A 16,844-nucleotide genomic window follows, 5' to 3' on the forward strand; every position below is an offset into this window, starting at 1 on the left:
AGCCCGGCCATGACGAGCGAGAGAGTCGATCTGATTTTAACCGCGTACCAACAAGGTATCTGACATGAAGAAGCTCTCCGTCGCGATGGTGGTCCTGCTCGGCGCGATGAATTCCGCGCAGGCGCATCAGATCTGGATCGAGCAGGCCGACGGGCAGAACGCGGTGGTTCGGTTCGGCGAGTTCGGCGAGAATCTGCGCGAAGCCTCGCCGGGTCTGCTCGACAAGTTCAGCAAGCCGACCGCGACGCTGGTCTCCGCCAAGGGCGAGCAGACCGTCGACGCCGCCAAGACCGCGACCGGCTTCACGCTGCCATTCGCCGCCAAGGCGGGCGACAGCATCGTCGCGCAGGACGCGAACTACCCGCTCTACACCTGGAAGCAGCCCGACAAGGAGGTCCGCAACTGGTTCCATCCGGCCGCGCGGCTGATCACCGGCTTCGCCGGGCTCGAGCCGAAGCTGACGCTGGATCTGGTGCCGACCGGCAAGGCGGGCGAGTTCAAGCTGGTGTTCAAGGATCAGCCGAAGCCGAAGGCCAAGGTGACGCTGACCACGCAGTCCGGCTGGGCCAAGGAGGCGCACACCGACGCGCAGGGCCTGGTCAGCTTCGAGATGCCGTGGCAGGGCGTTTACGTCGCCGAAGTCAGCGTCAACGATCGCACCGCCGGCGAACGCGCCGGCGAGAAGTATGACGCCGTCAGCTACGCCACCACGCTGACCTATGTGAAGTCCGACGGCCTGCCGCCGATTCCCGCGGGCCCGGCCGCGACGCCTGCCGCGCCGAAATGACGACGCTGCTGCGGCGGGCGCGGACCACCGGCCCGCTGGTCTCGCGCATCGTCGCGGCGTTGCTCGGCGGCTATGCGCTGGCGGCGCTGTTCAGCGTCGCCGTGCTGGCGCTGCCGATCAGCAAGCCGCAGGCGGTGCTGACCGGCCAGCTCGCGAGCTTCGCGATCTACGCCGGCGCGGTGATCTGGGTGTTCGCGGTGCGCAGCGCGCTGAAAGCCTGGATCGGCCTCCTGATCGTCGCTGCGGCGCTGGCGCCGCTGGCGTGGTCTGTCTCCTGACGAAGGGCGCGCCCGTGAAGCCGCAGAATGATCAGCGCGTGGCGGGACGGGGCATCCGGCAGAGCATGTCGGGCCTGCACACCTGGGCCGGGCTGCTGCTCGGCTGGGTGTTGTATGCGATGTTCCTCACCGGCACGGTGTCGTTCTTCAAGGAGGAGCTGTCGCAATGGATGCGGCCGGAGCAGCCGCGTCTGACCCAGCCGCTCGATCCGGCGGTGGTGGCGCAGCGCGTCGCCGACGAGATCGGCCGGATCGCGCCGGGCGCGACGCAGTGGAGCATCAAGCTTCCCGACGGACGCAGCAACACCGTCTACGCGTTCTGGCGGCTTCCCGGCGGCGGACAGGGCGCGCGGGGATTCGGACAGGACCTGTTCGATCCCGAGACCGGCCATCGCGTCGCGGCGCGCCTCACGCTGGGCGGCGACTTCTTCTATCGCTTTCATTTCCAGTTCTACTACATGTCGCCGTTCTGGGGGCGGCTGCTCGCCGGTCTCGCGGCGATGTCCATGCTGGTGGCGATCGTCGCCGGCGTGATCACCCACAAGAAGATCTTCACCGATTTCTTCACCTTCCGCTGGGGCAAGGGCCAGCGCTCCTGGCTCGACGCGCACAACGCGCTGTCGGTGTTCGGGCTGCCGTTCCATGTGATGATCACCTACACCGGGCTGGTGACGCTGATGGCGCTGTACGTGCCGTGGGGCGAGCGTGCCGCCATCAAGACGCCGGCCGAGCGCCAGCAGCTCAGCGCCGAACTCAATGCCTTCGTCCAGGCCGGCAAGCCGAGCGGCGCGACCGTGCCGCTGGCGTCGATCGAGGCGATGGTCCGGCAGGCGCAGCAGCGCTGGGGGACGACCGATGCGGGGCGCGTCAACGCCACCAATCCGGGCGACGCGACCGCCCGCATCGCGGTCACCCGCGGCGATGCCAGGCGCGTGTCGATGAGCCCGGACTACATCGAATTCGACGGCGTCACCGGCAAGCTGCTCGCCGTGCACGATCATGTCGGCGCGGCGGCGGAAACGCGCGGCGTGATGTATGCGCTGCATCTCGGCCGCTTCAGCGATCTGGAGACGCGCTGGCTGTATTTCCTCGCCAGCCTGATGGGCACCGCGATGGTCGGCACCGGGCTGGTGATGTGGATCGTCAAGCGGCGGGCGAAGCTGCCCGATCCGGAGCGGCCTTATTTCGGATTTCGCGTGGTCGAGCGGCTCAACATCGCCAGCATCGCCGGGCTGTCGATCGCGATGACGGCGTTCCTGTGGGCCAACCGGCTGCTGCCGGTCGCGATGGCGGAGCGGCCGTTCTGGGAAATCCATGTCTTCTTCATCGTCTGGGGACTGACACTGCTGCACGCGCTGCTGCGGCCGGCCAAGGCGGCGTGGCGCGAGCAGCTCTGGACGGCGGCGGCGCTGCTGGCGTTGGTCCCCGTGCTCAACGCGCTGACGACGCCGAGGCCGCTGTGGCACAGCCTGGCCGACGGCGACTGGGTGTTCGCCGGCACCGAGCTGATGTGCTGCGCGCTGGCGGCGTTGCACGCCGTGCTGGCGATCCGCGCGGCGCGGCATCATCGGCTCGGCGTTCAATCGGGGCGCAAGGCCGGCCGGCGCGCGGCGATCGCGGTGGCGTCCGGCGAGGCGGCGGAATGATGCACGCGCTCGCCTTCGCGCTGTGCCTCGCGGGCTTCGTCGCGCTGGCGCTCGCCACGCGCCGCCAGCAGCACGAGGTGATCGGCCGCTCGCTGCCGCGCGGCCCGGTGCGCGCCCTCCGCATCGTCGGTGCCATTGCGCTGCTGATCGCGCTCGGCGTCCTCGTGGCGTGGCACGGCTGGGGGCTCGGCCTGGTGATGTTCAGCGGCCATACGACGCTGGCCGCGGGCGTGGTGTATTGCGCGCTGATCGCGCGCGTGCGGATGGCGGGGCGGACGGCGCGGCGCCATTAGCCGCAACACCGCTTCCAGGCGGACGCTGTTACTTGACGAGGTCGTCGAGCAGCCGCAGCACGTCCTTGGATGCGTCGCCGACGCATTCGATCTCGGCGATCGCGCCGGCGAGGTCGCCGGACTGGAACAGCCGCGCCGCCTTCTTGCCGTGGTCGTGCACCAGCGCGTGCGGCTTCTCCAGCGCCCGGAAGGCCGGATGGTTGCGCGACTCCAGCGAGCCGTCGCCGTAGTACCATTTGCCGAGCCGGCAGGAATGGTGGTCGGTGAGTTCGTCGGCGTTCAGCTTGGCGCGGCCCACCGCCATGTCGCACAGCCGCTTCTTCCAGCCGATATGATCCGCCTTGGCGAGCCGCTGGATCTGGTGGTCGAAGGACATCTGCGACAGCTCGACGAGTTCCTGGTCGGCCGTCGCCTGCACCCGATCGAGCTGGTTGGAGATGTCGCCGACCTGGCCGACGCTCTTCTTGGTCATCTCGGCGATCGCCGAGATCCCGGTCGCGATCTCGCGCGAGGCCTCGGATTGCTGATTCAGAATCCCGGCGATCTCCGACATGCCGTTGGTGACGCCGGCGACGCGGTCCGAGACGCCGGACATCGCCTCGCCGAGCGTGTTCACCACGCCGCGGCTCTCGACCGCCGCGTTGGTGCAATCCGCCATCGCCGCGACGATGGTCGCGATGTCCTCGCGCAGCCGCTCGATCCGGCTGCGAATGTCGACGGTCGCGTTCGAGGTCTGCTGCGACAGGCTCTTGACCTCGGTGGCGACCACCGCGAAGCCGCGGCCGGCCTCGCCGGCGCGCGCCGCCTCGATGGTGGCGTTCAGCGCCAAGAGATTGGTCTGGCGGGCGATGGCGTCGATCGAGCCGACGATGCTGCCGATCGCCTCGGAGGCTTCGCTGAGCGCGGTGATCTTCTCCGAGGCCAGTTCGGCCGTGGCGCTGACGCGTCCCATCGCGGAGGAGGCGGAACTCGCGGTCGTCATGCCGCGGTCGGCGCTGACGCGCATTTCCGACGCCTGCGCGGCGGCCGCTTCGGCGGTGGCGCGGATCTGTCCGATCGACGCCACCATTTCCTCGCTGGCGCTCGCCAGCGCCTGGGTGCGCTGGTCGATCTTGCGGGTCGACGACAGCAAATAGGCGGACGACATCGCGGTCTCGCTACCCTGAATGCTGAGGTCGACCATGCGGTCGAGATCGCGCGATGCGCTGGCCGAGAGCCGCTGCAACAGCGTGTCGATCGCACGTGTCAGCGCATCGTCGCCGGCGGGCACCGCGACGTCGTAGTGACCTTCGGCGATACGGTGGAGACAGGCGGCAATCGCCTCGTCGCGGGCGCGCTTGTCGACGAGCTCTTTCATCAGCGCCGAATCGCCGACCGACGCCTCGCTGCTGCCGCGAAGGGCCTTGCTTGCGGACGACAAAATGGACATGGAAGCCTCACAAATGATGCGCGCCGAATCGACGGCACAGTGAGACCGGCCCGGTTAACTGTTAGTTGGAAATCGCGTATTCTCGGTATGATTCCGAGGTGATTGCGCGCTGAATTTGATCCAACGCAAAAACGCCGCCCGGAATTGGGCGGCGTTTGAATTCCGGTAGTGTAGAGGGGTATGGTCCGAATCTACATCAGATGCGCCGCGACTTCAATTGCGGTAGCTCGGGTCCATGCGGTCGAGCTTGCGCAGCAGCGGCGGCCAGACCAGCTTGGTCGAGCGCAGCTCCATCGCGTCCTGATTGGCGATCAGCGTGTGGTTCTTGTCGATCACCACGTTCTCGACCGGATAGGCGGTCGGGCCCAGCATCCTCGTGCGGACCTGCATCGTGCAGGCGCGCTCGAGGTGGTACATCCGCTCGAAGGCGGAGGCGACCGAGCGGCCGACGGTGAGGGTGCCGTGATTGCGCAACAGCATGTGGTTCTTGTTGCCGAGGTCGCGCTGCAGCCGCGGGCGCTCGTCGTGGTCGAGCGCGACGCCTTCGTAGTCGTGATAGGCGAGGTCGCCGGTGACGAAATGCGCGGTCTGGTTCAAGGGCAGCAGGCCCTCCATGCAGCTCGCCACCGCGGTGCCGTCCGCGGTGTGCAGATGCATGACGCAGCCGGCGTCCTCGCGCACTTCATGGACCGCCGAATGGATGGTGAAGCCGGCCGGGTTGATCTTGTACTGGCTCTGGGTGAGCTGGTTGCCGTCGAGGTCGACCTTGACCAGGCTCGACGCGGTGATCTCGTCGAACATCAGGCCGTAGGGATTGATCAGGAAGTGATGCTCCGGGCCGGGCACACGCGCCGAAATGTGGGTGTCGACCAGATCGTCCCAGCCGTAATAGGCGACCAGGCGATAGCAGGCGGCGAGATTGACCCGCTGCTCCCATTCGGCCTCCGTCATATCCGACGGGACTTCTCTCAGGCGTGCTTCCGCTGGCGACATGGCGTTCCCTCTGGTTGCTCGATGATCTTATTGTCGACGAAGTTAGTCGTGCGAATGCTTTGCAGCAAGTCGCGTCACGCGCAGCAGTCATGATTTGGCGTCGGCGGGCGCGGCCGGGCGAGGGCGGCACGGCCCTCGGCCCGCTCGCGTTCGCGAAATCGTCCGAAACCACGCCCAACAAGTTGTTTGCAAGGCGGAACGGCGATTGCCGTTGCGGATCATATGACGTTATCGTGCCGCAGGCGGCCGCCGCGCGAGCAGCGGCGGACGGGAGTTTGGGATGATTTTTCTGCTGGTGGCCGGAATTGGCTTCCTTTTGGCCGGGCTGGTGTCGATCGTGTTCGGCGTTCCGGTGAAGGAATTCAGCTTCGGCAATACCCTGATCATGTCGGGCGTCATCGGGGGCTGCACCGGCGCGATCCTGCTCGGGCTGTATGCCGTGCTGCGCGAGATCCGGGCGCTGGGGGCTGTGGACGAGGTTGCGTCGGAGCGGGTTGCGGGCGAGCGCGCGCCGGCGAAGCCGCGGCCGGTGTTCCCGCCGCCGGCGCAATCCGGTCCGGCCGACGGCCAGGACGGGCCGCTGTTTCCCGGCGATCGTTCCGAGCCCGAACGCGAGACGCCTGCGGCCCATCCGCCGGACGCGGGCCCGCTCGCCCCGATGCCGTGGCAGGACGAAGCGTCCACGCGGGACCGGCTCCGCCCGCGCCTGCGCGAGCCCGTCGCGCCGCCGCCGCCGCCCGAGGACGAATCGACGCCGAAGAAGCGGAACCTGCTGTTCTCCAGCTCGCGGAAAGAACGCGAGCGCGCCGCCGCCAAGTCTGGCGGCGCAGCGGAGGCTGCCGGCGCCGCGGCCGAGACCGCCGCCGCGCCACCGGCTTTCCCGCCGCGGACCTTCGAGGAGGCCTGGCCGGAATCCGAGCGGCCGCGCAGCGACGCCGGTGTGCGCCGGAGCCGGCCGCCGGCCGGCGATAATGAGGAGCGGGACCCGGTCGGCGCGCCGGAGCGCCTAGCCTTGCCGGAGCGGTCGCCGCCGCCGCGCAGCGAGGAGATGACCGAGGTGACGGTGCTCAAGTCGGGCGTGGTCGACGGGATGGCCTATTCGCTGTATTCCGACGGCTCGATCGAGGCGCAGATGCCCGAAGGCATGATGCGGTTCGCATCGATCGACGAACTGCGCGAGCATCTCGATCAGCGCGCTTAATCTATTGGTCTACCTTGCGTCGACTGAACCGCGCGAAATAGAATCGTGTCCAGGCAAGTCATCGTTGCGTTTCCGGCGCAACCTGCCGATCATCGCCGAGCAACCCACGAGATTCGACGGCCGTAGCGCGCGGAGCCTCCGCCGCCGGCCCTGAGCCGATTGGACGACCCTTCATGAGCGACGCCGCGGGCAAGAGCCTGATCGAACTGACCGCGACCATCGTGTCGGCCTATGTCAGTAACAATCCGACGCCGGCGGGCGACATTCCCTCGCTGATCGGGCAGGTTCACGCCGCGATGCAGCGGCTGTCGAGCGGCCGCGCCGACGCGCCGGCGCCGGAACCGGCCAAGCCGGCGGTGCCGCTGAAGAAGTCGATGACGCCGGAATATCTGATCTGTCTCGAGGACGGAAAACGCTTCAAATCGCTGAAGCGGCATCTGCGCACGCAGTACAAGATGACCCCCGAGCAATACCGCGAGAAATGGGGCCTGCCGGCGGACTACCCGATGGTCGCGCCGAACTACGCGGTCGAACGCTCGCAACTCGCCAAGAAGATGGGCCTCGGCCAGCAGCGCCGGCGGCGCAGCAAGTAAGCCGGCGAGGGGCCCTGCCCACCCTCCCCTGGAGGGGGAGGGTCGCTCGCTTAGCGAGCGGGGTGGGGTGGCGAAGAGTTCATCCGCCGTGCCCGCGGCTCACCCCACCCCGCCAAACATCGCTGCGCGATGTTCGTCGACCCTCCCCCTCCAGGGGAGGGTAAAAGAAGCGTGGGCTTGCTCAGTGAGGAAAAAAGTCCGATAGTTCGTTTCGAGGGGATTGCGACTCCGATCATATGAGAATATATTCCTTTAGTGGATGTTCTCATAAGAGGTCGGCGCCATGTTGATTGCAGTTCCTTCGCGGAGGTCCGCCTCCATCTCTGGTCTGTGCGCCGGCGCTCCGGCGACCTTTCGAACCGCGGGAGCCGCACGATGAATCGCCGCGGCCGCACTGCGAGCAAGCGCGACACCGGCAAGGCCGAGATCGACGCGTTCCGCGCCCAGCATCTGTCGCTGGCGGAGCGTCAGATCATGACCGAGGGCGGCCTCGCCAGCGTCACCATCGACGACGGCGAAAGCCCGCTGGCGTGGCTGGCGCGGCGCAAGGGCCGCGACGGCCGCAGCCTGATCAGCAATCACCAGTTCGTCGCCGGCGAGCGGCTGCGCGCCGATTTCACCCGCGGCAACCTGACGCCGCGGGTGACGTCGAGCTGGTCCACGCCGACCGGGCGCGGCGGCGGGGCAGGGGAGATGACCGATCTGGTGGTGGCGTCGCGCCAGCGTGTGCAGCACGCGGTCGAGGCCTGCGGGCCGGAGTTCTCCGGCATCCTGCTCGACGTCTGCTGTTTCCTGCGCGGGCTCGAGGACGTCGAGCGCGAACGCGGCTGGCCGGCGCGCTCCGCCAAGGTGGTGCTGCAACTCGCGCTCGACCGGCTGGCGCGGCACTACGGCCTCGCGCCGCCGTCCGGGATGGCGCGGCCGAAGCTGCGGAGCTGGCTCGCCGAGGGGGCGGAGTTCGTGGTGGGGTAGCGCGCTTTGAATAGACGGGGGAGATAGACAAGATAGCGCAGTTGTTTGCTGGCAAAAGAAAAGCCCCATCCTCGCGGACGGGGCTTCGAATTCTACGTCATATGAGAGCTTGTTATCGCCCAACCATATGACGGCCCCTGGCGGGGTCTTAGACGAGGATGGCGCAAGCCAGAGCCTCTCACAAAGGGGAATGTACACATCAGAGGTGTTTTGTCAAGGGCGACATCCCTAAGCCTTTGAGAACGCATGATTTTATCATCTTCATCTGGTCCGGAGCCAGAACATCGAAACGATAAGTTCTTTTGCCTTCTCGCGTTTTCCCCGTTCGAATCAAATCCAGACGATGGAACCCCATCGCGTAGATCATGTCGCCCTTCACCCATACTCCATCGCTCCGCCAAGTTCCGGGCAGACGCGGTCGAATATCGATCTGACAGTGATAAGGCATAACCGGATGGGGCGTCGTCGTGCTGAGACACACCACCGTACAAAGTCCTGGACGAGCCGCAATCTTTGGACTCAGTACAACGACGCATCGCGGCTTCACCATTTCTGGTTCTCTGAACGTGCCGTCGAAATTGCAGACCAAAATTGTCCCAGGAATGGGGTGTTCTCGAATCGCCATAATGAAATCCGCCCGATCAGCGGAGTTCATCATATCAGCAAGAATCGAGCGACGGGGCCCGAGCAAAAAAACCGATTTTCAGACCCGAGGCGCGCAACGAGGTGCGGAAAACGGCGATACCGATCAGCTCGACGCGGCCAGGGTCGCGTGCGCGTCGGCCTTGATGCGTTCGATCATCGAGCGCAGGCCGTTGGAGCGCTGCGGCGTCAGGTGCTCGCGGAAGCCGAGCTCGTCGAACACCGCGATCGGCTCGGCCGCGAGAATCTGCTTCGGCGTGCGGCCCGACACCATCGACAGCAGGATCGCGATCAGCCCGCGCACGATATGGGCATCGCTGTCGCCGAGATAGTTGAGCACCGGCTCGTTGTCGGCGTTGTGCGTCAGCTTGCGCGACAGCCAGACCTGGCTGGCGCAGCCATTGACCTTGTTGGCGGTGGAGTGCTCGTCCTCGGGCATCGGATCGAGCATGCGGCCGAGTTCGATCACGTAGCGATAACGATCGTCCCAATCGTCCAGCAGCGCGAAATTGTCTCTGATCTCGTCGATCGTCATCGTCATCCGTATCTGTTCGTCGCGGCCCGCGGCGGAACCTCGTCCTACAGATATATGGAATTGCGATCGCTCGAAAGCGATATCGGCGGCGGCCGTCTGAAAGGCGGCCGTCTGAAAGTCGGAGTCCGGCGTCAATTCGTGGTGGCGTCCTCGCCGGGCGGGCGCCATTCGACCTGCAGGTCTCCGGCGGTCAGCGTGTCGCGCGGCGCGATGCCGACGGCGGATTCGGCGAGGCCGTCTTCGCCGATCGATCCGGTCTCGTCGCTCGAGCGCTTGTCGATGATGATCCGGTAGATCTTGCGCGCGCCTTCCTGCGCGCGATGGCCGATGACGCTGGCGGCGTGTTCGCCGACCTCGCAGGCGGCCGGCTGGCGCTTACAGAACTGGCTGAAATCCGACACCGCCGCGCTCGCCGCCGACACCGCTTCCGACGCGCCGACCTGCGGCAGATTTTCGGACTCCGGCGTCTTCTCCCGCGGGAGTAGCACCAGAACAAGCCCGAGCCAGAACGTCAATCGAAGCAGAAAAAACATCTCGCGACCCCGTCGTCCAATTCCCGTTGCGATTGTCCTCGCAATCGAATCCTTCCCTAGCTTTCGCCGATGAATTCGGAGTGTTTCGGTTACTTACAATTCGACGAAAATCCGCGAAAACCAAACGGCGAAGCGATTCGCCGTAAATATTCGATTGATGGAACTCGGGTTTCGGGATCGTGCGGTTCGCGCGTCCACCAATTCGAAACCATATCGCCGCCGATTTCGAAACGATGCATTCACCATCCGTGCCGAATGCGCCGACGAACGCGGCGCAAATCCGGCGGCGCCGCGGCGTGTCGGTTCGCCTTAGCGTTCGTTTAAGGTCGCTCTGACACGTTGGGCCAACCAGAAGCGGGGGAACTACCTCCCGCCATGAGGCGATAGCGAGCGCGGCCAGCGTGGCAGTATCCAAGATCATCAGCGAAAGTCTCGACGCCCTGCTGCATCCGTCGGCGCGATTCGACGCGCTGGCGAGCGCGCGGCATCGCGCCTTCATCGCGCCGCGCCTGCTCGGCAGCCTCGCCGCATTCGCGGCGTTTCCGATTTACCTCGCGATGCGCGGCGCGCCGACGGGGCTGGAGGCGCTGGCCTTCGCCTGGCTGATCGCGCCGATTCTGCTGTCGTGGTTCCTGTCGCGCACCGGCCGCTACCAAAGCGCGCATGTGCTGTCGTCGCTGTCGCTGACGAGCCTGATCCTGGTGATCGCCACGCTCACCGGCGGCATCTCGTCCTTCGCCGCGATCTGGCTGATCCTGGTGCCGCTCGAGGCCGCATTGTCGGCGTCGCGCCGCGTCGTCGCCTTCGCCACGATGCTGGCGCTCGGCGCCGCCGCCGTGCTGATCGCGATCGGCCAGTTCGGCTGGCTGCCCGCGGCGCCCGCCGGAGACGTGTCGCATGGCGCGCTGATGGCGGTCAGCGTCGCATCGGCGACGCTGTATGCGGCCGGCCTCGCATTCGGATCCGAATCCCTGACGCGCACCAGCGACACGCTGCTGAGCGTCGAGGAAGAGCGCTACCGGCTGCTCGCCCGCCACATGAGCGACGTGATCTCGCGCCACGGCCGCAACGGCGATGTGCAGTTCATTTCGCCGGCGGTGGAAGCGCTGATCGGCGTGCCGGCGTCGGCTCTGTCCGGGCACCGGCTGTTCGACCGCGTCCATGTCGCCGATCGTCCGGCCTATCTGAAGGCGCTGTCGGACGCGGGCCGCGGCGGCGAAGCGCGCAGCGTCGAGTTCCGCGTCCGCCGCGAGGTGGCGCGCGACGATCGCGGCCGGCCGAGCGCGCCGGAATTCATCTGGCTGGAGATGCGGTGCCGCCCGTTCGAGGCGGGGGTCGTAAACGCGGCGGGCGAGGCCGACGTGGTCGCGGTGATGCGCGACGTCACCGACCGCAAGCAGCAGGAACAGGCGCTGGAGGAGGCGCGCGCCGAGGCGAGCCGCGCCGACGCCACCAAGAGCCGCTTCCTCGCCACCATGAGCCACGAGCTGCGCACGCCGCTCAATGCGGTGATCGGCTTCTCCGACATGATCCTGCACGAGGACGAGCTGATGCTCGCGCCCGAGCGGCGCAAGGAATACGCGCAGCTCATCAACGATTCCGGGCAGCATCTGCTGTCGGTCGTCAACGGCATCCTCGACATGTCGAAGATCGAGTCCGGCCATTTCGAGATCGCGCCGGAGCCGTTCGCGCCGCGGCCGGCGCTGCTGAATTGCTGCAACCTGCTGGCGCTGAAGGCGCGCGAGAACGGCATCGACCTGGTGACGCGCGCGCCGGAAAATCTGCCGGAGATCGTCGGCGATCCGCGCGCGTTCAAGCAGATCCTGCTCAACCTGGTGTCGAACGCGATCAAGTTCACCGAGCGCGGCGGCACCGTGTCGGTCGACGCCGCGGTGGAAGGCGCGCGGCTGGTGCTGCGCGTCAGCGACACCGGCGTCGGAATCGCCGCGGAGGATCTCAAGCGGATCGGTGATCCGTTCTTTCAGGCCGGCAAGACCTATCAGCGCCGTCACGAAGGCACCGGCCTCGGCCTGTCGATCGTCAAGAGCCTGGTCGGATTGCACGGCGGCGACATCGAGGTGAAGAGCGAGGTTGATCTCGGCACGACCGTCACGGTATCGCTGCCGCTGGCGCAGCCGGCGCCGAGCAACGTCACGCCGCTGGCGCCGCCGCAGCCGCCCGAGCCGAAACTGCCAGACTATCAGGTGAAGAAGAGTGCCTAAGACCCGGAAGGACGACGACGCGCCGCGGCGACGCCGTGGCGCCGCAGCGGCCGTCGTCGCGGACAGCGACGAGCGGACCTTTGCGATGCGCCTGTTGACGCGCAGCCCGAAGGACGTGATCGCCGCGATGTTCGCGACCGCCGCGGTGATCGCCATCGTCTCCAATGCGATGTTCATGCAGGCCGGCCATCACCCGTCGCCGATGTTCGGGCGCAGCGTCGCCGCATCGTCGTCGGTGTCGGTGGTGACGCTGCCGCGCCCGCGCCCGGTCGATACGCGCGCCGAGAGCAAGGCGTTCGACGCGGCGCTGCTGGAGCCGACCGCCACCGGCCTGAAGGCCGCCGAGCCGAAAGCGGCGGAGCCCAAAGCGGCGGAGCCGAAACACATCGAGATCAGGCCGACGGAGACGCGGTCGACGGAGACGCGCCCCACGGAGACTCGCCCCACGGAGACCCGGCGCGCCGAGCCGCATCCGCGCGCTCGCGTCGCCGATGCCGATCCGAACGATCCGCTCGGCAGTCTTGTCCGCACCACCGCGCCGTCCCGCACGGCACCGGCGATGGCTGCGACGTCCTCCGCCGCGCCCGGCGTGCCGCGTCCGCCGGCGGGAATCCCGACCGCGTCGCGCGATCCGCTGGGCGACATGATCACCTCGTCGCGGCGCGTCGCCTCGGTGCAGCGCGCGCTGACCGAATACGGCTACGGCCAGCTCAAGCCGACCGGTACCGTCGGCTCGGACACCCAGGCCGCGATCCAGCGCTTCGAACGCGCCCGCCGCCTGCCGGTGACGGGGCAGATCTCGGAACGGCTGATCCGCGAACTCGCCGTGGTGACGGGCCGCCCGATCGAGTAGCTTGTTCTGGCTTTGCGGCGGCCGTCGGCCTACACCTCACGCCATGAGACTCAAGAGTGCAATCTGGGTGTCGGCCTATCTGCGCCGCTGCCAGTCCGAGGGCGTGTTCGGCGCGGTGAGCCGGCGCGGCGCCGAGGAGGCGGGCGCGGTGTTCGTCAAGGTCGTGCTGCCCGACCGCACCGCGATGCTGTACGCGCCGGCGCCGCAGACCGCCTATGACGACAGCCGGCCGTTCGAACGGGTGTTCGCGCCGGTGTCGGCGGAGCCGCAGCCCGAAGCCGCGGTGGACGAGCGCCTCGCCAGGGAAATCCGGTTCGACCCCGACGTCTGGATCATCGAGACCGAAGACCGCGCCGGGCGGCACTTCCTCGATCTCGTCAAGCAAACGTAACTGATCGGACCAGCAGTTCTGTTCCGATGGAATCAGCACTGGCGTTCCGGGACCCTCACCACAGGCACAACCTCATGGTGAGGAGGCGCGCAGCGCCGTCTCGAACCATGCGCCGTGGGCACAGCGTCGCCGCATCCTTCGAGACGCCCGGCTTCGCCGGGCTCCTCAGGATGAGGAGTCGGTGCATTCGGCCAGGGCCGTATCGCTTCAGCCAATCGATGTAGCGCGCTAGCGATCCGTGCCGGTGCGGGACGGCAGCGCCGAGCCGGGCTGCACTGTCGGGCGGCCGCTCTGCGGCGTGGCGGCGCGGGCGCGGTGGCGCTCGTCGTCGTACAGCACCGCGCGATATTTGGCGCGCGCCGACGCCACCGTGGCGCCGCGCCAGGCCGCCAGCATGATCAGCGCGGTGCGCTCCTCGAGCCGATCGTACAGCCGCGACAGGCGATAGACCCGGTCGACCGACGCGCCGAGCTCGGGATCGAGAAACATCAGCACCTGCTCGAACACCGGCCCGGGCATCCCCACCGCCTTCATCGCGCAGGCCAGCGCTTCGCCGCCCTGGTCCGACACCACGCGCTCGGCGGCGCCGGTCGACAGGATCAGCGCGTCGCCGAGCTCGCGGGTGAAGTTCTCGGCGTCGGAGGCGTAGGCCGCCATGTGCAGCGTCGCGATCGCCCGCGCGGCCCGCGGCGGCGACACGCGCGCTGCCGGGCGCAGCGGCGCGTCGGCGAGATTGTGCAGGATCAGCGCACGCTCGCGCGTCGTGGCGGCGAAGAACATCTGGTCGAGCTTGGCGGCGTCGTCGGGCTGCATCGGCAGGCTCGACGCGCGCTGCTCGGCCTCGGTCGGCGGCCGCGACGGCCGGGAAGCGGGCAGGGCGGTCTCGATCTCCGCGGCCTTCGGCACGCGCTGCTCGGTCGAATTGCGCAGCCCCAGCCGCATCGCGATCGCCGGCGGCGTATGCGGATAGATCGACAGCCGCGCCCGCACCGCCGCGCGGGTCGCGTCGTCGACCTCGTCGATCAGCCGCGACGTCAGCTCGACGAATTGCTGCTCCTCCTCGCGGGTGTGCGAGGCGCTCTGCACATACAGATCCGTCAGCACCCGCAGCAGCGTCGGACGAATGTCGACGCCCTCGCGATGCGAGAGCGCCATCAGGCCGTCGAAACCGGGAAAGGGTGCTTGTTGGGTCATGGCGTCGCGAAGCTGGACAACTCCGCCGAAACTAGCGCGCCGGGTTTAATGGCGCGTTAAGTAAAAGGCTTCGTTAAGACGGATGACGCGGGACAAATGAAAGAGCGCAGCGGTGCGACGCCCGCTACGCTCGGCCTCGTCGGGCGCGCGATTACTTGACGGTGCGGATCACGCTGGCGATCGGCCGCGCATTGCTGCCGGCGGTCGGCTGCGCGGGAGCGACCTGCGCGTCGTATTCCGGCAGTGTCGCGAGCTTGTCCTTGGCGGTGATGAACACGATCTTGTAGCCGCCGGCCTTGAGCTGCGACAGCAGCTCCGGGAGCGCTTCGGCGGTGCTCTTCTGGAAGTCGTGCATCAACAGGATGCCCTTGCCGGTCTTCTTCAGCTTGGTCATCACCGCGGTGACCAACTGATCCGCCTTGTGGATGCGGAAATCCTCGCTGTCGACGTCGATCGAGAACGCCGCGACGTTGCGCTCGCCGAGATAGGCCTTGAGCTCGGCCGTCTGCCGCAGTTGCGGGAAGCGGAAGAACGGCGAGATCGGCTGACCGGCGGCGAGCGTCACGCCGCTGATGCCTTTTTCGATCTCGGTCCTGGCGTCGGCGAAGGGCTTGCTGGCGAGATTGACGTGCGACCAGGTGTGCGAGCCGACGGTGTGGCCGGCGGCGATGACCTGCTTGAGGATCGCCGGATGCCAGCTCGCATGCTTGCCGACCGGGAAGAACACCGCCTTGACGCACTCCGCCGCCAGGGCGTTGAGCACGGCGGGCGTGTTCACCGGCCACGGGCCGTCGTCGAAGGTCAGCGCGACTTCGCCCGGCTGCAGGAAATCATAGTCGCGATATTGCGACATCCCGAGCCCCGGGCCGCCGGTGGTGTCGATCTCGACGGTGCGCGAGACGCCGAGCGCGTTCGGCTGGCTGCAGGCCTGCTGCATCGGAGCCGGGGCGGGCGCGGGAGCCGGCGCGGGCATCGCCGCGGGCTCGCGGGCGACGACGGGCTGGACCGTCGGCGCCGGAGCTTTCGAGGTCTCGGCGGTCGGCGTCGGCCAGCGCGACGCGATCGCGCCGGTGGTGAGTTCGGAGGAGGCCGCGGCCGTCGGTGCGGTCGGAGCGGAGAAATAGGCGCGCCCGGCGCCGAGGCCGACCAGAACCGCCAGGGCACTGCACCCGGCCGTCAACATTGCAACTCTACGCATCACGCAACTCCCGAACCCGATCACCGCCAACCGCGATCAACTTGCTCGGAAAATGGTTAAGCCGGGGTTCGTGCCGCGGACTAGAGCAATTCCGGTTCTGATAGAATCAGAACCGGAGCTCTAGATTCTAGTTCTGACGCGTTTTCTTCACGCGAACCGGTTTCCACTTCGCTCGAAAACGCTCTAGCGTCGCGATTTCGTCCGCTTGCGGAGTGGCTTCTTCGCCTTGGCGCGCGGCGAGCGGACCGCCGGTTTCTGCCGCACCGCCGGCCGCTCGGAAGCGTCGGGTGTGCGGGCCGAGGCGAACGACTGGCGCAGCCCGTCGAGATTGCTGCCGATCTCGCCGACCTGCTCGGACAGTTTCCTGGTTTCGGTGCGTTGCGCGGCGACCATCTGCTGCAGTGCGTGCAACTGATCCTGGACTGCCTGGAGCTGGTCGATCGACTCCTGCTGCGACATCGCCAGGCCCTTGGTCTTCTCCATGATCTGTTCGGAGGTCTGCACCACCCGGGCCTGGACCTGACGGCCGACCACGGCGGCGCGTTCGGTTTCGGGCGTCATGCCGGTCGCCACCCGCCAAAGGAAGATAGCGCCGATGCCGGAGACGATCAGCACCAGGGCCGCCGCCGCGAACGCGATCGGCTGCGCGCCGATCGTCGCCATCGCGCGCGATCGGAAGTCCGACGGAGGAATCACGGTCATGGACGATCAAGCCTCGCGTCCGTGTGAAGTTCCCCACCCACAAGGATGAAATAGCACTTCGCCAGCGAGGGTTGCAACCGCTGATCGCCGCGCCATTAACAGTGCGTTAACCATAACCCGACTTAATCACCACCGCATCATACCAAATCAGGAAGGGCTCCGAGAGGTCGAGAATGGGCACCATCATTGAATTTCCGACGGACGCGGCGTCGCGGAGGTCGGGCTCAACCATGGTCCTGCCGCCGGACCATCCAGCCACGGTCGTGATCCTGCCGGCGATCCGGATCGAGCGCCACGCCGAAACGCGTGACGGCGACGGCCCGGAGCAGGGCGACGCCCCGCGTCGCCGCCGCCGTCGCCGCGTTCGATCCTGAAACCGGCC

The 16,844-nt window shown here is 67.4% G+C and carries 19 protein-coding genes; 11 read left to right on the forward strand and 8 right to left on the reverse strand.

All coding sequences use genetic code 11. The features are described 5' to 3' along the window. Positions 1-64 precede the first annotated feature (64 nt). From SR870_RS02115 to SR870_RS02130, 4 genes are all read left to right on the forward strand, one after another. Entirely contained in the window at positions 65-787 is a 723-nt protein-coding gene (locus SR870_RS02115; RefSeq protein WP_322516403.1) for a DUF4198 domain-containing protein, read from the forward strand. Next, positions 784-1,065 (forward strand): DUF3649 domain-containing protein, encoded by a 282-nt coding sequence (locus tag SR870_RS02120; protein ID WP_322516404.1) that lies wholly within the window; start codon positions 784-786, stop codon positions 1,063-1,065. The genes SR870_RS02115 and SR870_RS02120 overlap by 4 nt, the downstream gene beginning before the upstream one ends. A gap of 65 nt (positions 1,066-1,130) precedes the next feature. Further along, complete coding sequence (locus SR870_RS02125; protein WP_322518384.1) at positions 1,131-2,711, forward strand: PepSY-associated TM helix domain-containing protein; 1,581 nt, start codon at positions 1,131-1,133, stop codon at positions 2,709-2,711. Beyond that, positions 2,708-3,004: a DUF3325 domain-containing protein gene (locus tag SR870_RS02130; protein ID WP_322516405.1), complete on the forward strand. Its 297-nt coding sequence runs from the start codon at positions 2,708-2,710 to the stop codon at positions 3,002-3,004. The genes SR870_RS02125 and SR870_RS02130 overlap by 4 nt, the downstream gene beginning before the upstream one ends. 28 nt (positions 3,005-3,032) lie before the next feature. On the opposite strand, the gene SR870_RS02135 is transcribed toward SR870_RS02130, so the two are convergent. Next, positions 3,033-4,433 (reverse strand): methyl-accepting chemotaxis protein, encoded by a 1,401-nt coding sequence (locus SR870_RS02135; RefSeq protein WP_322516406.1) that lies wholly within the window; start codon positions 4,431-4,433, stop codon positions 3,033-3,035. Between the two features lie 213 nt (positions 4,434-4,646). Beyond that, complete coding sequence (locus SR870_RS02140) at positions 4,647-5,426, reverse strand: class II aldolase/adducin family protein (RefSeq protein WP_322516407.1); 780 nt, start codon at positions 5,424-5,426, stop codon at positions 4,647-4,649. A gap of 280 nt (positions 5,427-5,706) precedes the next feature. Here SR870_RS02140 and SR870_RS02145 point away from each other — a divergent pair, with 280 nt between their 5' ends. The 3 genes from SR870_RS02145 (at position 5,707) to SR870_RS02155 (ending at position 8,192) form a co-directional block, all read left to right on the forward strand. Then, positions 5,707-6,627 carry a hypothetical protein gene (locus SR870_RS02145; RefSeq protein ID WP_322516408.1) on the forward strand — a complete coding sequence of 307 codons (921 nt, stop codon included), beginning with the start codon at positions 5,707-5,709 and terminating at the stop codon, positions 6,625-6,627. Between the two features lie 173 nt (positions 6,628-6,800). After that, positions 6,801-7,220: a MucR family transcriptional regulator gene (locus tag SR870_RS02150; protein ID WP_322516409.1), complete on the forward strand. Its 420-nt coding sequence runs from the start codon at positions 6,801-6,803 to the stop codon at positions 7,218-7,220. 375 nt (positions 7,221-7,595) lie between these two features. Further along, entirely contained in the window at positions 7,596-8,192 is a 597-nt protein-coding gene (locus tag SR870_RS02155) for a DUF6456 domain-containing protein (RefSeq protein ID WP_322516410.1), read from the forward strand. 199 nt (positions 8,193-8,391) lie between these two features. On the opposite strand, the gene SR870_RS02160 is transcribed toward SR870_RS02155, so the two are convergent. The 3 genes from SR870_RS02160 to SR870_RS02170 form a co-directional block, all read right to left on the reverse strand. After that, the gene (locus SR870_RS02160; protein WP_322516411.1) at positions 8,392-8,850 is read right to left on the reverse strand and encodes a type II toxin-antitoxin system PemK/MazF family toxin; all 459 of its coding nucleotides are present in this window, start codon (positions 8,848-8,850) and stop codon (positions 8,392-8,394) included. A gap of 90 nt (positions 8,851-8,940) precedes the next feature. Further along, positions 8,941-9,369: a SufE family protein gene (locus SR870_RS02165; protein ID WP_322518385.1), complete on the reverse strand. Its 429-nt coding sequence runs from the start codon at positions 9,367-9,369 to the stop codon at positions 8,941-8,943. A gap of 131 nt (positions 9,370-9,500) precedes the next feature. Beyond that, on the reverse strand, positions 9,501-9,902 hold the full coding sequence (locus tag SR870_RS02170; RefSeq protein WP_322516412.1) for a DUF5330 domain-containing protein: 402 nt from the start codon (positions 9,900-9,902) through the stop codon (positions 9,501-9,503). Positions 9,903-10,303: 401 nt separating this feature from the next. On the opposite strand from SR870_RS02170, the gene SR870_RS02175 reads away from it, so the two are divergent. From SR870_RS02175 to SR870_RS02185, 3 genes are read left to right on the forward strand one after another with little or no spacing between them, the layout of a single operon-like run. Then, on the forward strand, positions 10,304-12,124 hold the full coding sequence (locus tag SR870_RS02175; RefSeq protein WP_322516413.1) for a sensor histidine kinase: 1,821 nt from the start codon (positions 10,304-10,306) through the stop codon (positions 12,122-12,124). After that, positions 12,117-12,977 carry a peptidoglycan-binding domain-containing protein gene (locus SR870_RS02180; protein ID WP_322516414.1) on the forward strand — a complete coding sequence of 287 codons (861 nt, stop codon included), beginning with the start codon at positions 12,117-12,119 and terminating at the stop codon, positions 12,975-12,977. Before SR870_RS02175 ends, SR870_RS02180 begins: the two co-directional genes overlap by 8 nt. A 43-nt stretch (positions 12,978-13,020) precedes the next feature. Then, positions 13,021-13,368 (forward strand): DUF1491 family protein, encoded by a 348-nt coding sequence (locus SR870_RS02185; RefSeq protein ID WP_322516415.1) that lies wholly within the window; start codon positions 13,021-13,023, stop codon positions 13,366-13,368. Between the two features lie 228 nt (positions 13,369-13,596). Here the strand turns inward: SR870_RS02185 and SR870_RS02190 are convergent, their stop codons facing one another. The 3 genes from SR870_RS02190 to SR870_RS02200 form a co-directional block, all read right to left on the reverse strand. Continuing rightward, positions 13,597-14,562 (reverse strand): DUF2336 domain-containing protein, encoded by a 966-nt coding sequence (locus SR870_RS02190; RefSeq protein ID WP_322516416.1) that lies wholly within the window; start codon positions 14,560-14,562, stop codon positions 13,597-13,599. A gap of 151 nt (positions 14,563-14,713) precedes the next feature. Beyond that, entirely contained in the window at positions 14,714-15,760 is a 1,047-nt protein-coding gene (locus tag SR870_RS02195) for a polysaccharide deacetylase family protein (protein ID WP_322516417.1), read from the reverse strand. Between the two features lie 183 nt (positions 15,761-15,943). Next, positions 15,944-16,462 (reverse strand): hypothetical protein, encoded by a 519-nt coding sequence (locus SR870_RS02200; protein WP_322516418.1) that lies wholly within the window; start codon positions 16,460-16,462, stop codon positions 15,944-15,946. Positions 16,463-16,692: 230 nt separating this feature from the next. On the opposite strand from SR870_RS02200, the gene SR870_RS02205 reads away from it, so the two are divergent. Then, positions 16,693-16,836 carry a hypothetical protein gene (locus tag SR870_RS02205; protein ID WP_416221118.1) on the forward strand — a complete coding sequence of 48 codons (144 nt, stop codon included), beginning with the start codon at positions 16,693-16,695 and terminating at the stop codon, positions 16,834-16,836. Positions 16,837-16,844: the final 8 nt, after the last annotated feature.

The organism is Rhodopseudomonas palustris (assembly GCF_034479375.1).
In the GTDB taxonomy this organism is placed as follows: domain Bacteria; phylum Pseudomonadota; class Alphaproteobacteria; order Rhizobiales; family Xanthobacteraceae; genus Rhodopseudomonas; species Rhodopseudomonas palustris_M.

Coding starts and splice junctions, on each gene's coding strand:
- SR870_RS02135 (WP_322516406.1), bottom strand. CDS start 4,433: ATGTCCATTTTGTCGTCCGCAAGCAAGGCCCTTCGCGGCAGCAGCGAG.
- SR870_RS02165 (WP_322518385.1), bottom strand. CDS start 9,369: ATGACGATCGACGAGATCAGAGACAATTTCGCGCTGCTGGACGATTGG.
- SR870_RS02140 (WP_322516407.1), bottom strand. CDS start 5,426: ATGTCGCCAGCGGAAGCACGCCTGAGAGAAGTCCCGTCGGATATGACG.
- SR870_RS02120 (WP_322516404.1), top strand. CDS start 784: ATGACGACGCTGCTGCGGCGGGCGCGGACCACCGGCCCGCTGGTCTCG.
- SR870_RS02125 (WP_322518384.1), top strand. CDS start 1,131: ATGTCGGGCCTGCACACCTGGGCCGGGCTGCTGCTCGGCTGGGTGTTG.
- SR870_RS02195 (WP_322516417.1), bottom strand. CDS start 15,760: ATGCGTAGAGTTGCAATGTTGACGGCCGGGTGCAGTGCCCTGGCGGTT.
- SR870_RS02160 (WP_322516411.1), bottom strand. CDS start 8,850: ATGATGAACTCCGCTGATCGGGCGGATTTCATTATGGCGATTCGAGAA.
- SR870_RS02130 (WP_322516405.1), top strand. CDS start 2,708: ATGATGCACGCGCTCGCCTTCGCGCTGTGCCTCGCGGGCTTCGTCGCG.
- SR870_RS02115 (WP_322516403.1), top strand. CDS start 65: ATGAAGAAGCTCTCCGTCGCGATGGTGGTCCTGCTCGGCGCGATGAAT.
- SR870_RS02145 (WP_322516408.1), top strand. CDS start 5,707: ATGATTTTTCTGCTGGTGGCCGGAATTGGCTTCCTTTTGGCCGGGCTG.
- SR870_RS02185 (WP_322516415.1), top strand. CDS start 13,021: ATGAGACTCAAGAGTGCAATCTGGGTGTCGGCCTATCTGCGCCGCTGC.
- SR870_RS02170 (WP_322516412.1), bottom strand. CDS start 9,902: ATGTTTTTTCTGCTTCGATTGACGTTCTGGCTCGGGCTTGTTCTGGTG.
- SR870_RS02190 (WP_322516416.1), bottom strand. CDS start 14,562: ATGACCCAACAAGCACCCTTTCCCGGTTTCGACGGCCTGATGGCGCTC.
- SR870_RS02155 (WP_322516410.1), top strand. CDS start 7,596: ATGAATCGCCGCGGCCGCACTGCGAGCAAGCGCGACACCGGCAAGGCC.
- SR870_RS02200 (WP_322516418.1), bottom strand. CDS start 16,462: ATGACCGTGATTCCTCCGTCGGACTTCCGATCGCGCGCGATGGCGACG.
- SR870_RS02150 (WP_322516409.1), top strand. CDS start 6,801: ATGAGCGACGCCGCGGGCAAGAGCCTGATCGAACTGACCGCGACCATC.
- SR870_RS02205 (WP_416221118.1), top strand. CDS start 16,693: ATGGTCCTGCCGCCGGACCATCCAGCCACGGTCGTGATCCTGCCGGCG.